The sequence below is a fragment of the Spiroplasma endosymbiont of Ammophila pubescens genome (assembly GCF_964020965.1).
Taxonomy (GTDB): Bacteria; Bacillota_I; Bacilli_A; order Mycoplasmatales; family Mycoplasmataceae; genus Spiroplasma.
In genome coordinates, this window is sequence record NZ_OZ026611.1 from 1,529,716 (window position 1) to 1,545,531 (window position 15,816).

Annotated in this window: 22 protein-coding genes and 2 pseudogenes; 9 read left to right on the top strand and 15 right to left on the bottom strand. The window is 25.9% G+C overall.

What is annotated here, in order from left to right:
• Positions 1-80: 80 nt before the first annotated feature.
• The 8 genes and pseudogenes from ABNT63_RS10030 (at position 81) to ABNT63_RS10065 (ending at position 4,375) form a co-directional block, all read left to right on the top strand.
• Positions 81-284 carry a DUF2649 family protein gene (locus tag ABNT63_RS10030; protein ID WP_348735627.1) on the top strand — a complete coding sequence of 68 codons (204 nt, stop codon included), beginning with the start codon at positions 81-83 and terminating at the stop codon, positions 282-284.
• Positions 284-1,298 (top strand): annotated as a pseudogene (locus ABNT63_RS10035) (hypothetical protein). The gene ABNT63_RS10030 and the pseudogene ABNT63_RS10035 overlap by 1 nt, the downstream one beginning before the upstream one ends.
• On the top strand, positions 1,291-1,725 hold the full coding sequence (locus ABNT63_RS10040) for a hypothetical protein (protein WP_348735628.1): 435 nt from the start codon (positions 1,291-1,293) through the stop codon (positions 1,723-1,725). The pseudogene ABNT63_RS10035 and the gene ABNT63_RS10040 overlap by 8 nt, the downstream one beginning before the upstream one ends.
• Before the next feature lie 18 nt (positions 1,726-1,743).
• On the top strand, positions 1,744-1,980 hold the full coding sequence (locus ABNT63_RS10045) for a hypothetical protein (RefSeq protein WP_348735629.1): 237 nt from the start codon (positions 1,744-1,746) through the stop codon (positions 1,978-1,980).
• Positions 1,981-1,991: 11 nt separating this feature from the next.
• A complete protein-coding gene (locus ABNT63_RS10050) occupies positions 1,992-2,300 on the top strand; it encodes a hypothetical protein (RefSeq protein WP_348735630.1) in 309 nt (102 codons plus the stop codon).
• Positions 2,293-2,907 (top strand): annotated as a pseudogene (locus ABNT63_RS10055) (spiroplasma phage ORF1-like family protein); the annotation flags it as partial. The gene ABNT63_RS10050 and the pseudogene ABNT63_RS10055, both read left to right, overlap by 8 nt.
• A 383-nt stretch (positions 2,908-3,290) precedes the next feature.
• A complete protein-coding gene (locus ABNT63_RS10060) occupies positions 3,291-3,455 on the top strand; it encodes a hypothetical protein (RefSeq protein ID WP_348735631.1) in 165 nt (54 codons plus the stop codon).
• Complete coding sequence (locus tag ABNT63_RS10065) at positions 3,446-4,375, top strand: DDE-type integrase/transposase/recombinase (RefSeq protein WP_348735632.1); 930 nt, start codon at positions 3,446-3,448, stop codon at positions 4,373-4,375. The genes ABNT63_RS10060 and ABNT63_RS10065 overlap by 10 nt, the downstream gene beginning before the upstream one ends.
• Positions 4,376-4,723: 348 nt before the next feature.
• Here the strand turns inward: ABNT63_RS10065 and ABNT63_RS10070 are convergent, their stop codons facing one another.
• The 11 genes from ABNT63_RS10070 to ABNT63_RS10120 form a co-directional block, all read right to left on the bottom strand.
• Positions 4,724-7,702, bottom strand: a complete 2,979-nt coding sequence (locus tag ABNT63_RS10070; protein WP_348735633.1) for a 2-oxo acid dehydrogenase subunit E2 — start codon at positions 7,700-7,702, stop codon at positions 4,724-4,726.
• Positions 7,703-7,868: 166 nt separating this feature from the next.
• The gene (locus ABNT63_RS10075; protein WP_348735634.1) at positions 7,869-8,519 is read right to left on the bottom strand and encodes an MATE family efflux transporter; all 651 of its coding nucleotides are present in this window, start codon (positions 8,517-8,519) and stop codon (positions 7,869-7,871) included.
• 117 nt (positions 8,520-8,636) lie between these two features.
• Complete coding sequence (locus ABNT63_RS10080; protein ID WP_348735635.1) at positions 8,637-9,209, bottom strand: MATE family efflux transporter; 573 nt, start codon at positions 9,207-9,209, stop codon at positions 8,637-8,639.
• 107 nt (positions 9,210-9,316) lie between these two features.
• On the bottom strand, positions 9,317-9,544 hold the full coding sequence (locus ABNT63_RS10085) for a hypothetical protein (protein ID WP_348735636.1): 228 nt from the start codon (positions 9,542-9,544) through the stop codon (positions 9,317-9,319).
• Positions 9,545-9,618: 74 nt separating this feature from the next.
• Positions 9,619-9,876, bottom strand: a complete 258-nt coding sequence (locus tag ABNT63_RS10090) for a hypothetical protein (protein ID WP_348735637.1) — start codon at positions 9,874-9,876, stop codon at positions 9,619-9,621.
• A gap of 113 nt (positions 9,877-9,989) precedes the next feature.
• On the bottom strand, positions 9,990-10,439 hold the full coding sequence (locus tag ABNT63_RS10095) for a hypothetical protein (RefSeq protein WP_348735638.1): 450 nt from the start codon (positions 10,437-10,439) through the stop codon (positions 9,990-9,992).
• Positions 10,440-10,489: 50 nt separating this feature from the next.
• Positions 10,490-11,044 carry a hypothetical protein gene (locus ABNT63_RS10100; RefSeq protein WP_348735639.1) on the bottom strand — a complete coding sequence of 185 codons (555 nt, stop codon included), beginning with the start codon at positions 11,042-11,044 and terminating at the stop codon, positions 10,490-10,492.
• 28 nt (positions 11,045-11,072) lie between these two features.
• Positions 11,073-11,375 carry a hypothetical protein gene (locus tag ABNT63_RS10105; protein WP_348735640.1) on the bottom strand — a complete coding sequence of 101 codons (303 nt, stop codon included), beginning with the start codon at positions 11,373-11,375 and terminating at the stop codon, positions 11,073-11,075.
• Complete coding sequence (locus ABNT63_RS10110; RefSeq protein WP_348735641.1) at positions 11,347-11,523, bottom strand: hypothetical protein; 177 nt, start codon at positions 11,521-11,523, stop codon at positions 11,347-11,349. The genes ABNT63_RS10105 and ABNT63_RS10110 overlap by 29 nt, the downstream gene beginning before the upstream one ends.
• Complete coding sequence (locus tag ABNT63_RS10115) at positions 11,507-12,130, bottom strand: fructose PTS transporter subunit IIA (RefSeq protein WP_348737191.1); 624 nt, start codon at positions 12,128-12,130, stop codon at positions 11,507-11,509. Before ABNT63_RS10115 ends, ABNT63_RS10110 begins: the two co-directional genes overlap by 17 nt.
• Positions 12,131-12,245: 115 nt before the next feature.
• Entirely contained in the window at positions 12,246-13,154 is a 909-nt protein-coding gene (locus ABNT63_RS10120) for a type I phosphomannose isomerase catalytic subunit (RefSeq protein ID WP_348735642.1), read from the bottom strand.
• 113 nt (positions 13,155-13,267) lie between these two features.
• On the opposite strand from ABNT63_RS10120, the gene ABNT63_RS10125 reads away from it, so the two are divergent.
• Positions 13,268-13,762, top strand: a complete 495-nt coding sequence (locus tag ABNT63_RS10125; RefSeq protein ID WP_348735643.1) for a hypothetical protein — start codon at positions 13,268-13,270, stop codon at positions 13,760-13,762.
• Positions 13,763-14,082: 320 nt separating this feature from the next.
• On the opposite strand, the gene ABNT63_RS10130 is transcribed toward ABNT63_RS10125, so the two are convergent.
• From ABNT63_RS10130 to ABNT63_RS10145, 4 genes are all read right to left on the bottom strand, one after another.
• Positions 14,083-14,442, bottom strand: coding sequence for a hypothetical protein (locus ABNT63_RS10130; protein WP_348735644.1), 360 nt, complete (start codon positions 14,440-14,442; stop codon positions 14,083-14,085).
• Positions 14,443-14,636: 194 nt separating this feature from the next.
• Positions 14,637-15,113 (bottom strand): LemA family protein, encoded by a 477-nt coding sequence (locus ABNT63_RS10135; RefSeq protein WP_348735645.1) that lies wholly within the window; start codon positions 15,111-15,113, stop codon positions 14,637-14,639.
• 260 nt (positions 15,114-15,373) lie between these two features.
• Positions 15,374-15,622, bottom strand: a complete 249-nt coding sequence (locus ABNT63_RS10140) for a hypothetical protein (RefSeq protein ID WP_348735646.1) — start codon at positions 15,620-15,622, stop codon at positions 15,374-15,376.
• A complete protein-coding gene (locus tag ABNT63_RS10145; RefSeq protein ID WP_348735647.1) occupies positions 15,591-15,737 on the bottom strand; it encodes a hypothetical protein in 147 nt (48 codons plus the stop codon). Before ABNT63_RS10145 ends, ABNT63_RS10140 begins: the two co-directional genes overlap by 32 nt.
• Positions 15,738-15,816: the final 79 nt, after the last annotated feature.

Sequence of the window (15,816 nt, forward strand, 5' to 3'; positions counted from 1 at the left end):
GTTATATCGTTTGTGTTATTTATCATTTTATTTTTTGGAATGTTTTTTAAACTTATTCAGAAAATGTGAAGTTTTTAAAGATGCAAAATGATTGAGAAAAATTAAAAGAGTTTTTTATTCATGTCTTTTTATTTATAAATAAAACAAATGTTGAAAGTATTACAATGTGGAATTTAACACAAAATGAATATTTAACTTTAATGATTGGTGTTTGAATTGTAATTTTGTTTTTAACTTGGTTCTTATTATGAATGATTTTTAAAATAGTTGGGTATTTTAAATAATGAAAAAGTTTGTATTTTTTCTAATAAATTTTTGTTATATTAGTGATTCAATGGTTTTGTTTAGTTTAATTGATTTATTACTTTGAATAATTTCTTTAAATTTTACTGGTTTAGTATTTTGATTATTATTTGTTTTACAATGTGTATATTTTGTTTGATGAATTTGAAAAAATGTTTTTTATCAGTTAAATGTCTTTCGTTTAGTTTACTTTATTTGAGATAATCCATTATCCGTAATTATTGGTAAATTAGGAACTGGTAAAACATTGCTTTTAACTTTTCTATCACAAGTTATGAAGCTTTTAACGAATAAAATTTATAGTAATTATCCAATTGAAGATGATGCAATAAAACTTTTAACTTTTAATAATTTAGATTTTACTGATAGAACTAAATTAGTCCCACCTGATGATAGTTTAATTTTGTTTGATGAGAGTTTTTTTATATATTGATGGAACTAGTCCCCACGAAGTTAAAAAAGTTCATGGTGGTAAAAGTGTGTAAATTGTTTTAGCAAGACATTTTAAAAATAGATCGATTTTTACTGTACAGCGTGAAGGTATGATGTGAAATAATATTCGTCATTTAACAAGTGGTATTATTATTCCTATTTCATTGAAAAAACCCGTTAAGTTAAAATTAGGTAATATTTTTAATCGTAGTTTTGTTATGCGAATTGGTATTTTCCAAGATATTATTGATTATGAAATTTGAAAAACAAAATCAGTAGAACGAACAGCAGAAGGTAAAAGAGCAAAACATAAGTCAGATGTTGGATTAGGAATTCGGTTTTTTAAGATAATTATTCCGCTTGAATTTGCTAATAAATATGATAGTCATTGATTATCATTTGTCCGTGATTTAAAAAATGATGAAGTTATTAATAAAAAAGAATACTTTTGAAAAGATATATCAAAATTAAACAATAAACAACGCTTAGAATTGTTTGATATTGATATTTTGAAAGAAAATTTAAAAGCAAAAAAAGGAAAAGGAAAAATAAAAAATGAGTAATTTATTAAGTGAAAGCGTTAATAACGATAATTGAAATAAGATTTTTAGTTTTATTTTTGATAATTTTTTATTTGTTTTTGATGTGATTTGAAATACTAAATTACCAATGACAAATATAACAATTGCTTATTTTTTAATCTTTTTTATGGTTATTAAGTTATCAATTTATGCTATTCACGGAACATCAATTAATTATAACGATTTAGGTTCAACGGTTAAAAGCGGTGTTATTAATAGTTCTAAACTATACGGTGCTACTATTCGGAGTGTTTCTAGTACTAAACAAGGTTTACAAAAACATATTAAAGAACGAAAACAATTTAAAGTTAGTCGCAATAAACAACAGTTATCAAGTTTAGCAAGACAAGTAAAAACAAGAGAACAAGGATTTAAAAGAATTCATAGCACTAAAAGAATAAAAAAATAAGTAAGGGGTTGATTTTATATGATTAAGTTAGTTTTATTGGTAGCGGCAATCGCTATACTTGGAACTGGTTTTATTACAGTTATTATTAATCAGTTGACATCAGCAAAAAATATTATTATGGATTTATATAATTCTGATACTTGGTTATTATCTATTTTTGATAAAATGGCGATTTTATTTAGTCATCCGTTAATGTTAACAATATCAAGTTTATATATTATTGGGTTTATTGTTTCAAAAACATTCTATAGTTAGGAGTTAAATTTATGAAAAGTAATGTAGAAAATAAAAAAGAAAAGAAACAAAATGGTTTATTTATTTCTTGGGTTGATTTAATTTTATATCTTATTATAAGTTTTTCGTTAACGCTTGTATGTATTTTAGATACAGTTTCAACGATTGAAGAATTAAAAGAGAAATATGCTGGTATAAATTTTTATATAATTTATGGTTTATGATTTGATATATTGTGATATATCTTAATAATTCATTATTTTTATGGTTATTTATTTAATGAAATTATCAAATTAATAAAAGAAAATCATAAAAATAAGTTGGTAAAAAATAATGCGTAAGTTTTTAGTATTATTTTCGTTTATACCAATTTTATTGATTTCTTTTTTCTCGTTAGGGGCAATGACATTACAACAAAACCATCAATCACAACAAACAGAAGAAAAAGCAAGAACAAAGCGGAGTGTAGAAACGGGCATTAATGAAACTGATTTTATTAATACGATGTTTTTACGCAGTACTTTTTTTGAAAATTGAAGTGATACCAATTATTTTATTAATCCTACTTTAAAAACATCAAGATCACTAACTTATAATGATAAATGGTACTTAGATTTTTTAAAGGATAGTTATTCAACTGGTGTTTCTTATGATAAACCAAGTGATAAATTTATGGATTTATATAAAAATTGAGATAGTTATGTTAAACAGTATAACATTAATAAATTTTATGATGTTGATAAAAAACAATTTTTAAGAGAATTAACGAATTTTATTTATTCGTTTGCTAATAAATACAATTTAGCGACAGTATTAAATAAATTAAAAGCAAATATAACTGATTTACAATCAGTTAATTTAAAATTTCAAAAATAAAAGTTAATTGATAAAAAATATTATAGTAATGAGATTAAAAATATAAATAATAAATGATATATTGGTATTTTTAATCTCATTACTATAATATTTTTTATCAATTAACTTTCAATTACTATCTTTTGGTGGTTGTTGTGGTTTTTTTGGTTCTGGTGTAAGTTCTGGTTTATTATTCCCGTTTTCATTGTTATTTGGTTTTTTATCAACTAATTAATGATGTTGTACTTGTTGCTGTTAATCCGATTGCTCCTAAAATACTAAGTCATTTTTTCATATTTTACTCCTTTTTTATCAAATTCTATTGACATTATATATATACAAGTATTTTTAAATATGTTTTAGAAACGATACTTACTTATTATAGTTATGATTGTTTAAAAAAGTTTGAAGTTTTATAAAAATTATTTTAAATGATATAACTATACTATATTATTTTTAAAAAATGAGGTGAATTAATGAAATATATTATTAATAACTCTAATTTAGGTGATTTACAAGCAAAATTGCAAGATTTTTTAAGTAAAAATTATAAAAATAAATACTATAAAAGAATAAAAACAAAAATATTTGCATATATTAATTTATGTAAGGAATTTTTTTTAAAACTAAGTTGTTATTAAAAGACTTGATTAAAAAATATTTTAAAAATAAATTTTCAACTTTTTATTACTGAGCAAATAAAATTTTACTTGCATATGCAAATAATAATTTTGAAGATTTATTATTAAAATCAACAGTTCCTAATAATATTAATTATCAATATAGTAATGATGTTCGCGAAAATATTTGTGATTTATATTTTGAATATTGTGATAAACACGCTGGGGGTGTTTTATCATTGTTTTATAATTTAAAAAAAGGAATTCATGGTGAAGAATTAAAAAATAAAGCACCAAAAAATTTAAAAACATTTTTTCGTTGACTTAAAAAAGATAGGCGTTGATTAAAAATAAAAAATAAAATTAAAGAAATTAAAAGAAAACATCCAAGATATGAAGTTAAAGAATTAGGATTATTACAAATGGATGCTAAATATTTTATGCCAAGTAAATTTCCAGTTGATAAAAAGTATTATGTTTATGATTTTATTGATGAAAGAATGAGAGGAGTATTCGGTTATATTTATGATAAATTATGCACAGAGAATGCTATTGATGCTGTTAAAAGAGTAATCAGTGATTTTAAAAAAATATTTGGTATTAAAATAACACGAATTAGAACTGATAACAGTTCTGAATTTATTAATAGTCATCGGAATAATCAAAAAAGTACTATTAAAGAAACTACTTTTACTCAATTTTTAACAGATAAAAATATTTTACATCAAACAACACCTGTTCGTTCTCCGCAGTCAAACGGTAAAATTGAAAGATTTCATCAAAATTATACTAAGTTATTTGTATTTGATGAAAAAATATTGGATGCAGCTGGTTTACAAAATAAATTAAATGATTATTATTACTTTTATAATTTTGAAAGAGTGCATAAATCTTTGAATTTTCAGACACCATTTGAATTTTTAACTAATTTAACTAAATAATTTTAAATTTATAAAGTTTTATTTAAACTATTTTTTAGTATGTTAATTTTAGAATTTTTATTTATATATGTATCATTTTTAATGATGTTTTTATATTTTAATTATATTTTTTATTATTTTTTCTTGTTTTGTTGCAATCTCCAAAATGTGTGTGGTATACTACAAAAAATAAAATTAATATTATATCTAGGTTAATTTATCGTGGTGACTTAATTTTTACTATAATTATTGATCGTAACAACAGTGTACTAATTGAATTAGATAATTTAATTATTAAATGAAAAATCTATAGTTATAAAATTTTAAAAAATTAAAAAATCTTATTAATTTTTAATTAATAAGATTTTTTTATGACAACGTAATTAATTCTGGTGATTCTAAAATTTCTTTTAACCGTGTTAAGAAAATCCCTGCTTCTGCAGCATCAATAATTCGTTGATCAATTGTTAAAGCAAGATTCATTATTGAACGAATTACTAGTTTATCCCCTTTTATGACAATTGGTTTACGAACAATACGCCCAACACCAATTACTGCTGAATTAGGATAAAAAATTGTTGGTGTTGCATTAACTGCTCCAACCATTCCATAGTTGGCAATAGTAATAGTACTTCCTTTTAATTCATAATCATATAATTCACCTTGACGTAAACGTTCAATTGTTTCTTGAATGTTAATTGCAATTTGTTTTAAACTCATTCGCTCAGCAAATTTAATAACTGGAATAACTAATCCCTCACTAGTTTCTGTTGCTAACCCAATGTGTTGTGAATTTTTAATTACAATTTGATTTGTTTTTGAATCATAATATGAATTTAATTTTGGATATTCACTTAAAGCTAACGAAACTGCTTTTACTAAAAAACTCATTGTCGAAAATCGAACACCATGCTCAGCATTAGCATTTTTTAATTTTCGTTGTTGATCAATAATTGCTGACATATCAATTTCAGTATTAATTGTTAATGGTGGTACATGTGCTTGAGACATAATCATTGATTGAATCGCAGGATATCTTGTTGATTTAATTTCTTCTCTTGTTTCTAATCCCTGTGGTTCAACTTGACTATTAGTATTAATAATATTTAAATTGTTATTTAATGGTTGTACCAAGTTTCCATAAGTATTAGGAATTGTAGTTTCTGTGGAATTAAATTTTTTAACTTGTAAATTATGTGTTTCACAATTATGTTCAGTTTTTAATTCAGGTCCTTGTTTATTATTAAATTTAAATTCTTTTAACATCTCTTTTAAAACAGGATCTGAGTCATTCATTGTTTTTAACATTTGTTGCATTAACATATATTGCATCATTTTTTCAATGTTTGTTCCATCTGTATTATTATTATTATTATTATTATTATTATTATTTACTTGACGTAAACTTTGAATTTCTCGTAATAATTCATTTTGACGATTATTTTGTTCTTGATTAGCTAAGCGTTCTTTTAAAATTGCCAATTCAATCATTACATTATTATCAATTGTACCTTTTAAACTACAGTTACTTTCATCACTGTTTTCAAGTTGAGTTAGTTGCTTATATGATTGTTGTTTTTCATATGATAAAGATGGTTTAACTATATCATCATTTGTTTTTTTCTGCTGCGAATTATTATCATAATATTCATTATCTAATATTTTATATTGTGATTCAACTTCTTCAAAAGAAGGACGCTGATAATTACTAATTCCTCCTAAAACAGAATCAACTTCAACATTTCCTTTTGCAATTTGTTCCATTCTTTTCTTAATTAAATCTCGTTGATTTCTTGTTTTTAAAATTTTTTCTCGTTGCCCATTATCATTTAATTTTTCATATAAACGATCACGATAAGATTTTAATGGAGAAAAATGTCCTTGTTTTTTTTCTTTCGCTTCATTTGACTCATTTGGATCAATTGTGTAACCATCAGCAGAAATATAAGCCTCATCAGATAATTTTTTGTAATTTGTTTTAAAAGTATTAACATTGTTATTATAATTATAAGCAGAACTACTATATCCAGTTTGTACTTCTGATGATACATTTCTTTTAATTAAATCATTCATTCTTCCTTGGATAATATTACGTAAAATTTTAGGACGTCCATCTTCATCTAAAAAATCCATTGAATTTTTGGAATTATCACTTTCTAATGATAACTCATGAAAATCATTATTATTATGTAATTGCTCACGACGTTGATTTACAAGATTACGAAAACTAGTATTTTCATTTTGACTACCAAAAAATGCTGCTGCATTAATTGGTGCTTCATCTTGATGCTTTGTTTTATTAACTAAATATTTTGCATATTCTTTTGCTTGATTTTCTTCTGTTAATTTTGTTTGTCCAATTGGAATAGCATTCGTTATAATATTTTGGTTGGGAATAGAAGGCGGTTGATTCAAACTATTTGTTTGTGATTCAAAGTTACCATCTTGAAACATATTACTATTCAAATCAGGAATATTAACCATTGTTGTCTTCGCCTCACTTTTTATTTCTTTATTCATTGGGTTTTTAATTGTATCAATTGAACGAATTTTTTCTCGATTATTAATAATATCATTATCATTAATTTTTAAATTTTTAAATGATAATCTTTGTGTTTTCTTAGGACCAAAAGATAATGCTGTTTCATCCCATCGTTTCTGTTCTTCTTGTGTTATTTTAGTGGGTTGTTCAAAAAGTTGTTTTTGTGATGATGAATTGTTTTGTTGCTGAAAATTAATAGATTTATTTTGTTCAATATTTGTTGAAAAATAAGAACTATTATTAATAGTATTCTCTTTAGAAAAGGGAGTTCCACCATTTTGGTTAAAATTTTGTGATAATATCGAAGTATCATATGGTTGTTGTTCATTAATTAATACAGCTCTTGAATTAATAATGTTTTCATTATTGTAAACTTGTTGCTGATTCAATAAAGGTGGCGTAAAAGTTGGATGTAAAGTATTTTCGTTTCCAATACTAATTCCTGAATAATCATCTTCTTCAACATCATTTCATTTTGTTCCAAATTGACCATTTTTTGTTGTCGAAAATTTTACCCCTTTTTTATTTAAACGAGTAAATTTGTTATCTTCAAGACGTTTAAAATAATACTTTTCAATTTCATTTTCAGTTGTTAGCAAATTAGCAATAACAGCATTGGGTTTAATTTTAGTGTCTTCTTTAATTGGCTTAACAATAATTCCATCCATTGGGGCTGTAATAATAGATTCACCATTTTCAGTTTCAATTAAAGCAATTTTATCACCTAATTTAACTTCTTCATTCTGATATAAGAATTTTTTTAAAATTCCTTTTTTTTCTAACGTTAATACTCTAATTTTTTTCATTGTTTCTGATTACCCCATTCAAAAAAACTTAATATGTTTTATTAAATTTAGTTTAGCCACTTTTATACCCATTTTATTACAAAGTAATTATATCATACATTCACTGTTTTTTAGTATTAAAATGAAAAATAATATTATACACAAAAAATAAAAAAATGCAAAATTTTTACATTTCTTTCGCATTTCTTTTTATCCTTTTTACTTTATTATCAAATTCTGTAATATGCTTAATTTCTGTTAAATTTTTTACCCATTTTTTTCGTTTTAAAATAATCAATGCTCAAATTGCTTTTAAACTGTCAACTGATTGAATAATTAATACAATATAAATAATATCTAAATTTGAAGTAAAAATTAAAATTGCTAATAATGATACTGGCACTAATCATGTGAATAAAGCATCTAAAACAAAGGCATTTATCACAGCACCACCTGTTCTAATAATGGCATAACTTGTTGCAGCAATCATTAAACAAGGATATCATAATCCATAAGCAAAAAGCATCCAATGTGCAATTCTAAATGTTTCTGGCGTATTATTTACAAACAATAATTCTGGTAAAAATCATCCTCCAACAACTAAAATTAATCCCGCAATAATTCCAACTAGAAAAGACAAAATAACTAAATGTTTACCATTATATTCTGCCTCTTCTAAATTATTAGCCCCTAACCGGCTGCCAACTAAAACTGAAGTTCCCGCAGCAAATCCATGATACAGCGACGTATATAAAGCAGCAATAATTGTTGAAAAAATCGCATTTGCTGTTAAAGCATCTAAACTATAATATGCTCGTAATTTAACTTGTACTACCATTCCGACTGATCAAAAAATTTCATTTAAAACAATTGGTCAAGCTTTTTGAAACGCTCGTTTTGTAACATAACCATCAAAGTGTCATCAATTTCGAGGAATAAATTTATACCGTTTATATTAAAATAAAACTATTATGAAAACAAGTTGCAAAATACGTGAAGCTGACGTAGCAATTGCGGCTCCTTGTACACCAATTCCATTAAAATTTGCAATAAAATTTGGTTCAATTAAAAATGGATTCATAAAACAATTCGTACTTAAAGCAATAACTGAAATTCATACTGTCAAACCTGCTCGACCAGTTTCACGTAAAGTCGTAATGAAAGCAATGTTAATTGCTAACAATGGATATGATAAAGCAACTATTTTAAAATACTTTGCTCCTTCTAATGTTGAAATTGACGCTGCTCTATATTCAAAATATTTAAACCACTGAATTGCTAAATCTTTATCCTCAGGTTTTAATTGTGCAACTATCTCAGGGCGAGGAGCATATTTTGGTGTTGTAGTAAAACTAATCATTTCATAACCACAAACCTGCGATAAAATTAATACAATAAGGCAAATGATTAAACAAACATAAATTTTTAATAATATTACTTGTTGTAATTCTTTATACTTTTCAGCACCATAATATTGTGCATTAAAAACTCCAAAACCATAACAAACTCCGCTTAGAATTGCAAACATAATAAAATAAAGTTGGTTAGAGGCATCAACTCCATTAATTGCTAATTGTCCTGCTGTATAATGATATCCAACATAATTTCCTAAACCCCAACTATCTCAAACTGCTTTTACATGATAAACATTATCTGCTCCAAAAATATATTTAATCTCATTAAATAGTTCTTGATAACCATGGACATTTTTTGAATTGAACTTGCAAAAAAATTATCAACTAAGTCTGTTGATTCCATAATAATTTCTTGTAATGTTGCTAATAAAATTAGTACTAATGCAGTCACATATCATTTTTTTGAGGCAAAAAATTTCAGATGTTTTTTGCCTTGTACTTTTATCATTGTATCCCCTTTTATATAATGAATCTAAAATATCCTGGAAATATTATAATATAAAAAAATAAAAATTATGATTTTTATTTTAAGTTATCTTTATCTTGATTTTTATTTTTATTCTTATTTACTGCTTTTTGCTTTTTGTGTTTTTTTCTTGACTTACCAATTTTTTGCCATAAACTTTTTAATTTTTTATTTTCACTATGATTTGCAACTTGATCAGTTCTTCGTTTGAAAAAAATAACTAATCCAATTATAAGCATTAAAATTATTATTGAAATTAATAAAGCAGCTCATCATGGAAGAACATCGAATAATGATTTTACTAACAAATGCATTGTCTTGTCCTCCTTTTATATTAATATTTTCTATTATACACAAAAAAATAAAAAAAATTAATAATCCTTATTATTAATCTTTTTTTAATTTGGGTTTGATGATTACTTTTTTGTTATATGGCGGTGATTATGTTCTTTTTTTTTACTTTTTGAGATTTTTTATTAGCAACTACTTTATTAGTATGTTTTTTTACCACAAATTGTTTCATTGAAATTGTTTCACCAGTACGTTTTTTATCTACAACTTGTCAGAAACCATACATAAACGCAGTAATTAAAGCCCCAATAATCATAAATAAGAATGCTAGTAATATCCATCCTCAAGCACTAGCTCATCCATAAACTCCAGCATCACCATTACCACGACCTAACGCTGATAGGAATCTAACAATTGGTCCACCATTACCATCCAAATCAGCAATTCCTACAGCACCAGCTAAAGCACCCGCAATTGCTGAACCAACAATGTTATTTAGAATAACACGTTTTGGATTATTAACTGCAAATGGAATTGCTCCTTCTGAGATTCCAATACATCCCATAAAGAATGCTGTTGAACCCATTGTGCGTTGTTATTCATTATAGAATGGTTTAAAAATTCATGTTACAATTCCTATTCCCATTGGCGCAACTGGAATTGCAACTGCCATTGCCCCATTGGTGTATAAATTTTTGAACCAATTAAACCTGTACATGCTAAGAATGCAACTTTATTAATTAGTCCACCCATATCAAAACCAGCCATTGCTCCGATCAATAGTCCAAAGCCTAATCCAATTGCTACATTAGCAGCATTTGAAGTATTACCTCATGTTCGTGAAATTCAATCTTGGAATTTACCCATTACTCAACCAACAGTTGAGCCAATCACAAACATCATAATCATTCCATAGATAAAGCCGACAACAATTAGAATAAAGAAGATTGGCATTACTGGTTTTAATCCTTTTGGAACATTTCAAGTATTAATTCATTTAACAGTATATCCAACCGCTAATCCGGCTACAATTGCTCCAACGAATCCAGTTGGAGTATTAACTGCTTCAATTCCTGATAAAGGATAAAAGTTAGCAGCATTATTTCGAATAAATGAAACAACTAAAGCTGGAGCAATTGCTGAACGACCAGCAATTGAATTAGCAATAAATGCTCCCAAAATTGGAATCATTAATGTAAAGGCTGATACCCCTATAACATTAAGATAATAGAAAAATTTTTTTTGGGTCAGTTAATGGGTCAGTATAAAATATTTCTCCTCAATGTGCTGTTGTTCCGCTAGCATCAGAAATTCAACCCATTCCTTTTAATGAACCATGAAAATTATCATAGTTTGGACCATAAATTGCTTTTTCTAATCCTAATGAAATAGCAATAAAAATTCCTCCTAAAATAACAATTGGAACCATATATGAAACCCCAGCCATTAAGTGTTTTATTACTCCAACTTTTTGGTTGCTACCATTAGCACCTTTAGTAATAAATTCTCCAGTTGGTTGCACTTTTCCTTCTTTTAAATCTTTCCATATCAAGTCCAATATCCGTTGCAGCAATGATTACTTTGGCTTCTTTAATTTCTCCCTCTGTAAAATCATTGCGAACACCTTCAGCTTCATCTCCGTGTGTTTCAACTTTAATGTCGTATCCCAATTTTAGGAGCAGTTTGGTTTAACTTATCCGCAGCTAAAAAAGTATGCGATACTCCTGTTGCGCAAGCTGTCATTGCTAAAAGCAACGGTTTTTGACCAGTTGGAGTCGTTTTGGTTGGAACCTCTTCTTTTCCAATCCCAGTTAATAATGCTGTTGAAATTTTTGCTTTGTCTGTTTCAACTTTCATTGCTTTTTTAAAATCTTCATCCATTAATTTTCGTGCTACTTCACTTAAAATTCCTAAATGAATTTCTCCTGATTTAGCTTCAGGAATAATTAAAGCAATGGCAACTTTCGTTGGTTTTCCATCCATTGCATTTCAATCAACATCATTTTTGAAACGAATAAATAAAACCGCTGTATTTGTAACAGCATTAATTCGTGCATGAGGAATTGCAAAGCCATCTTCAAAACCTGTTGAAGATTCTTTTTCTCGGGTCTCAAAACCTTTAACAAGTTCATTGCGGTCAGAAACATATCCAAGATTTTCAGCTAATTGAGCAAGTTCTAAAAAAGCTTCTTCTTTAGTTTTAGCTGTTGAATCTAAAATAATATGTTTTTCATTAAAAATGTTATTATAAATATAGTTTTTCCTCCTTCCATTTATAGTTTACTATTTTTAAATATAAAATGGAATTTTTTTCTATAAAATTAAAATTTAATAGGTGTCATTTTTTTAGTTAAAAAAAGAGCAAAAATTCAAATTTTTGCTCTTTTTAAATTTATCTTTTATAACTTAATAATACTTTACCCTTAACATTTATTGTTAATTTTTGTGCTAATTCCACAATTATTGCTGATTCACCTGCTAAAAGTTCTGTTGTTCCGATGGTTATTTTTCCTTCAACAACTGTTACTTGTGCTCATTTTATAGTATTTAAATCAAGTTCTCGTGTTTTTGTTAACAAATGTAATGTAAAATATTCATTATCAATTAAAATTCCTTCATTACAATGAACAATTTGATTAGTTGAATCAGAAACTGTTGTTACATCAAAACATTCTTGTAAATGAAGCGGACGAAAGTTTCCATCTTTATCAGCACGATCAAAGTCATAAAAACGATATGTTATATCTGATGAACGTTGTAATTCAAAAACTGTTACACCTGGGGTAATGGCATGAACTTTACCTGGAGGAACATATAAAAAATCCCCTTTTTGTACTTTTACTTCTGTAAATAATTGTGCTCATTCCTTTTTTTCAACCAATTGAATTAATTCTGCTTTTGTTTGAGCATAATGTCCATAAATTATTTTAGCATCAATAGGGCAATCAAGGATATATCAACATTCGGGTTTACCTAACATTTTGTTATGTTTTAAGCTATATTCATCATCAGGATGAACTTGAACTGATAAATAATCATTTGCTGTAATAATTTTGGATAATAAAGGAAATTCTTTATCAGTAGTTCCAAAATATTCTGGATGATTTGCAAAAAATGTTTTTAATGATACTCCCGTCTCAGAACCATTCGCAATATAACTCATTCCATTATCTAATGCACTAATCACTCATGCTTCACCATATAAGTCATCTGTTGGCAATTGAAAACCAAAATCCGCTAATTTTTGCCCCCCTCATAAACGTTCTGAAAAATATGGTGTCACTTTAATTACTTTATACATAAATGTCCTCCTCAGTTTTTCTATTATATTAAACCACAAAAACTGAAAAAATAATATTATCATTAAAATTTATAGTAAGATATATTTAACTAATAAAATGATTGGAGTCAAAAATGGAAATTATTCCTATTCGAAGTTATCTTAAAAAAATTAAATGGCATTTATTATGACTTTTTGCTGCATTAGGTATTGTAACAATTATTTTTATAATTATTTTCCTAGCATTAAAAAACATGCCATCACAAGATAAATTAATTTATTGTTCAATTTTTCTTGTGGTTAATTTAATTATATTATTTATTAATTATTTAATTATTAAAAACCCCTTTATTTTTTCAAAAATTTATTATTATGACAACAACAAAAATCGATTACGTTTAAGTTTATATTTTTATTTTTTTGTTTTAATCATTACAATTGTTTTCTTCTTTTTAACTTTAATTTCCATCCAACTAATTTTAAAAACAACTTTTAGTCTTGTAATTAAGCGATTGTGATATGTTGGCTTAGGATATGCTCTATGAAGTTGTAGTATTATTGGTGGATTTAATACCATTAATTTAATTATTTTAAATAAACCCATTCCACCACAAAAATCTACTACCTAAAATCATACACTAAAACTCATTGCAAAACAGTCAATAATCATTCAATGTCTTGATGAATAACATCAATAAATTTGTCAAAATATCTTGATAAGTTCCAATAAAATATAATCCGAGTAGTCGTCCTTTTGGGTTATTAAAACTATTAACAAAATAATTATCAAAAACAATTATCAAGCTCCCATCATCAAAGTGCATTGTTGGGATTTTTGTTTCTTCTTTTGCTAACTCAATTAAATTGACTATTACTTTGGTGTTAATAATTTTCGTATTAAAATTTGGTCATTTGCATTAACAGCAAACATTTTTTCAAATTCTGTTGATTATAATGTTGTATTATCTCTTGTTTTAAAAATTTTTAAGAATGTATGCATTGCTTTAATTGTAGCAACTAATTCTGGCATTTGCTTAACATCAAGAGTCAAATATGGATATCTCATATAAGTAACTTCTTCATCTTTACCTCAACCATTCACTTCGCGTCGTGTCAATGTTCCAAATGAGTAATTAATATCATTTTCATAAAAATTAATAACATAGTCTTCTTTAAGATCTTTCGTATTAGGTACTCCCATGCGTGGAAAAAGATTAAATTTTTGAGTAATAGGAGCAATTTGATATTGTTTTTTTGCCAAAGCATTAAGACCAATTTGATAAAATTTCTCAAACGGTAGTTCTTGCATAATAATTTTTTGTAATTTTGCTGCTTGATAATACTTTGTAAATAATCAAATCCCTAAACTTAAAGTAACTAAACTACTAAAAACTAAAATAATTTTGCCGCAATACCTAATTCTAATAATCCTTTTAAAAAACTAAGTGGCATTCCCATAATTATTGCTAATAATAAAAACCACAAGAAAAATTGAACAATAAATTAATTTATCTTGTGATGGCATGTTTTTAAACTCGCATTAAAGTCACAAACTGCTGAATTATAAAAACGTCGTGCAGCGGCAATATTATCTTCACAATCTCTAATTCCTGCTTGTAATTCAATTACACTGTTATTAGCTTTTAAATCTGGATAATTTTCTAATAATACATTAATTTTACCAGCTTGACTTGTAACAGCATTATTAACTTGCTCTAATTCCTTCACATTTAAGTTTTTATTTGCTTGACTACGTAATTCAACAACTGTTGTTAAAGTATCTTTTTCATATTTCATATATTGCTTTGTGCTATCAATTAATTTTGTTAACATATCAATTCTTCGTTTTAATTTAACATCAATGTCAGAAGCTGTTTCTTCAATTTTTTCTTTATTTCTAATTAAATTATTTCTTGATAAAATAAATAAGAAAATTGGGATAATTAAAATAAATCAAATGTATAAGCCGAATAATATCATTTAATGTTAATTCTAGTTCTGAATCAATTGCTGATTGATTAATAAAAATATCATCTAGAACAGAATCATATAATGATGTATATGTATTGTAATAAACATTGTTAAATATATAAAATTAAAAATTAAGGCACACTGAAAATAACTACTTAGTTTTAACTAATAGCTATTAAAATATAAAATTATACGTTTATAATTAATCAACTCACATAAAAGCTATGTGCCATAGCTAAAATATATGAATGGATCAGTTATAATAAATATTAAAAGCCTTTAACCATGACACGGAAAAAGTTTAATATTTTAATAATTACTCAAATTCCAAATGGAATTAAAATAATTCAAGCATCACCTAAAAAGGTCGTTAACTGCGGTAAAATACCATATACAGCATCTTTAACTTTCATCATTGCTTGTCCCAAACCGCTTCAAATAGAATCCATTCCACCTGAAATAATAGGAGTATCTGTAGCTAGAAAATTAACAGCCGTTGTTAAATACATACCTAACATTATTCTTTATCCTCCTTTTTTTCAAGTTCTTTTTTTCTTTTTTCTTACCTTGAATTTGTCTAACTTTTTGATAAATCGATAAACCAATTCACGCAAAAATACCTAACAAAATCAAAATACTAAATATTCATGTTAACCATACTGGTATAATTTAATTCCTCCTAAAAATTTAGTTTGCGCGACACGCTCCGTGT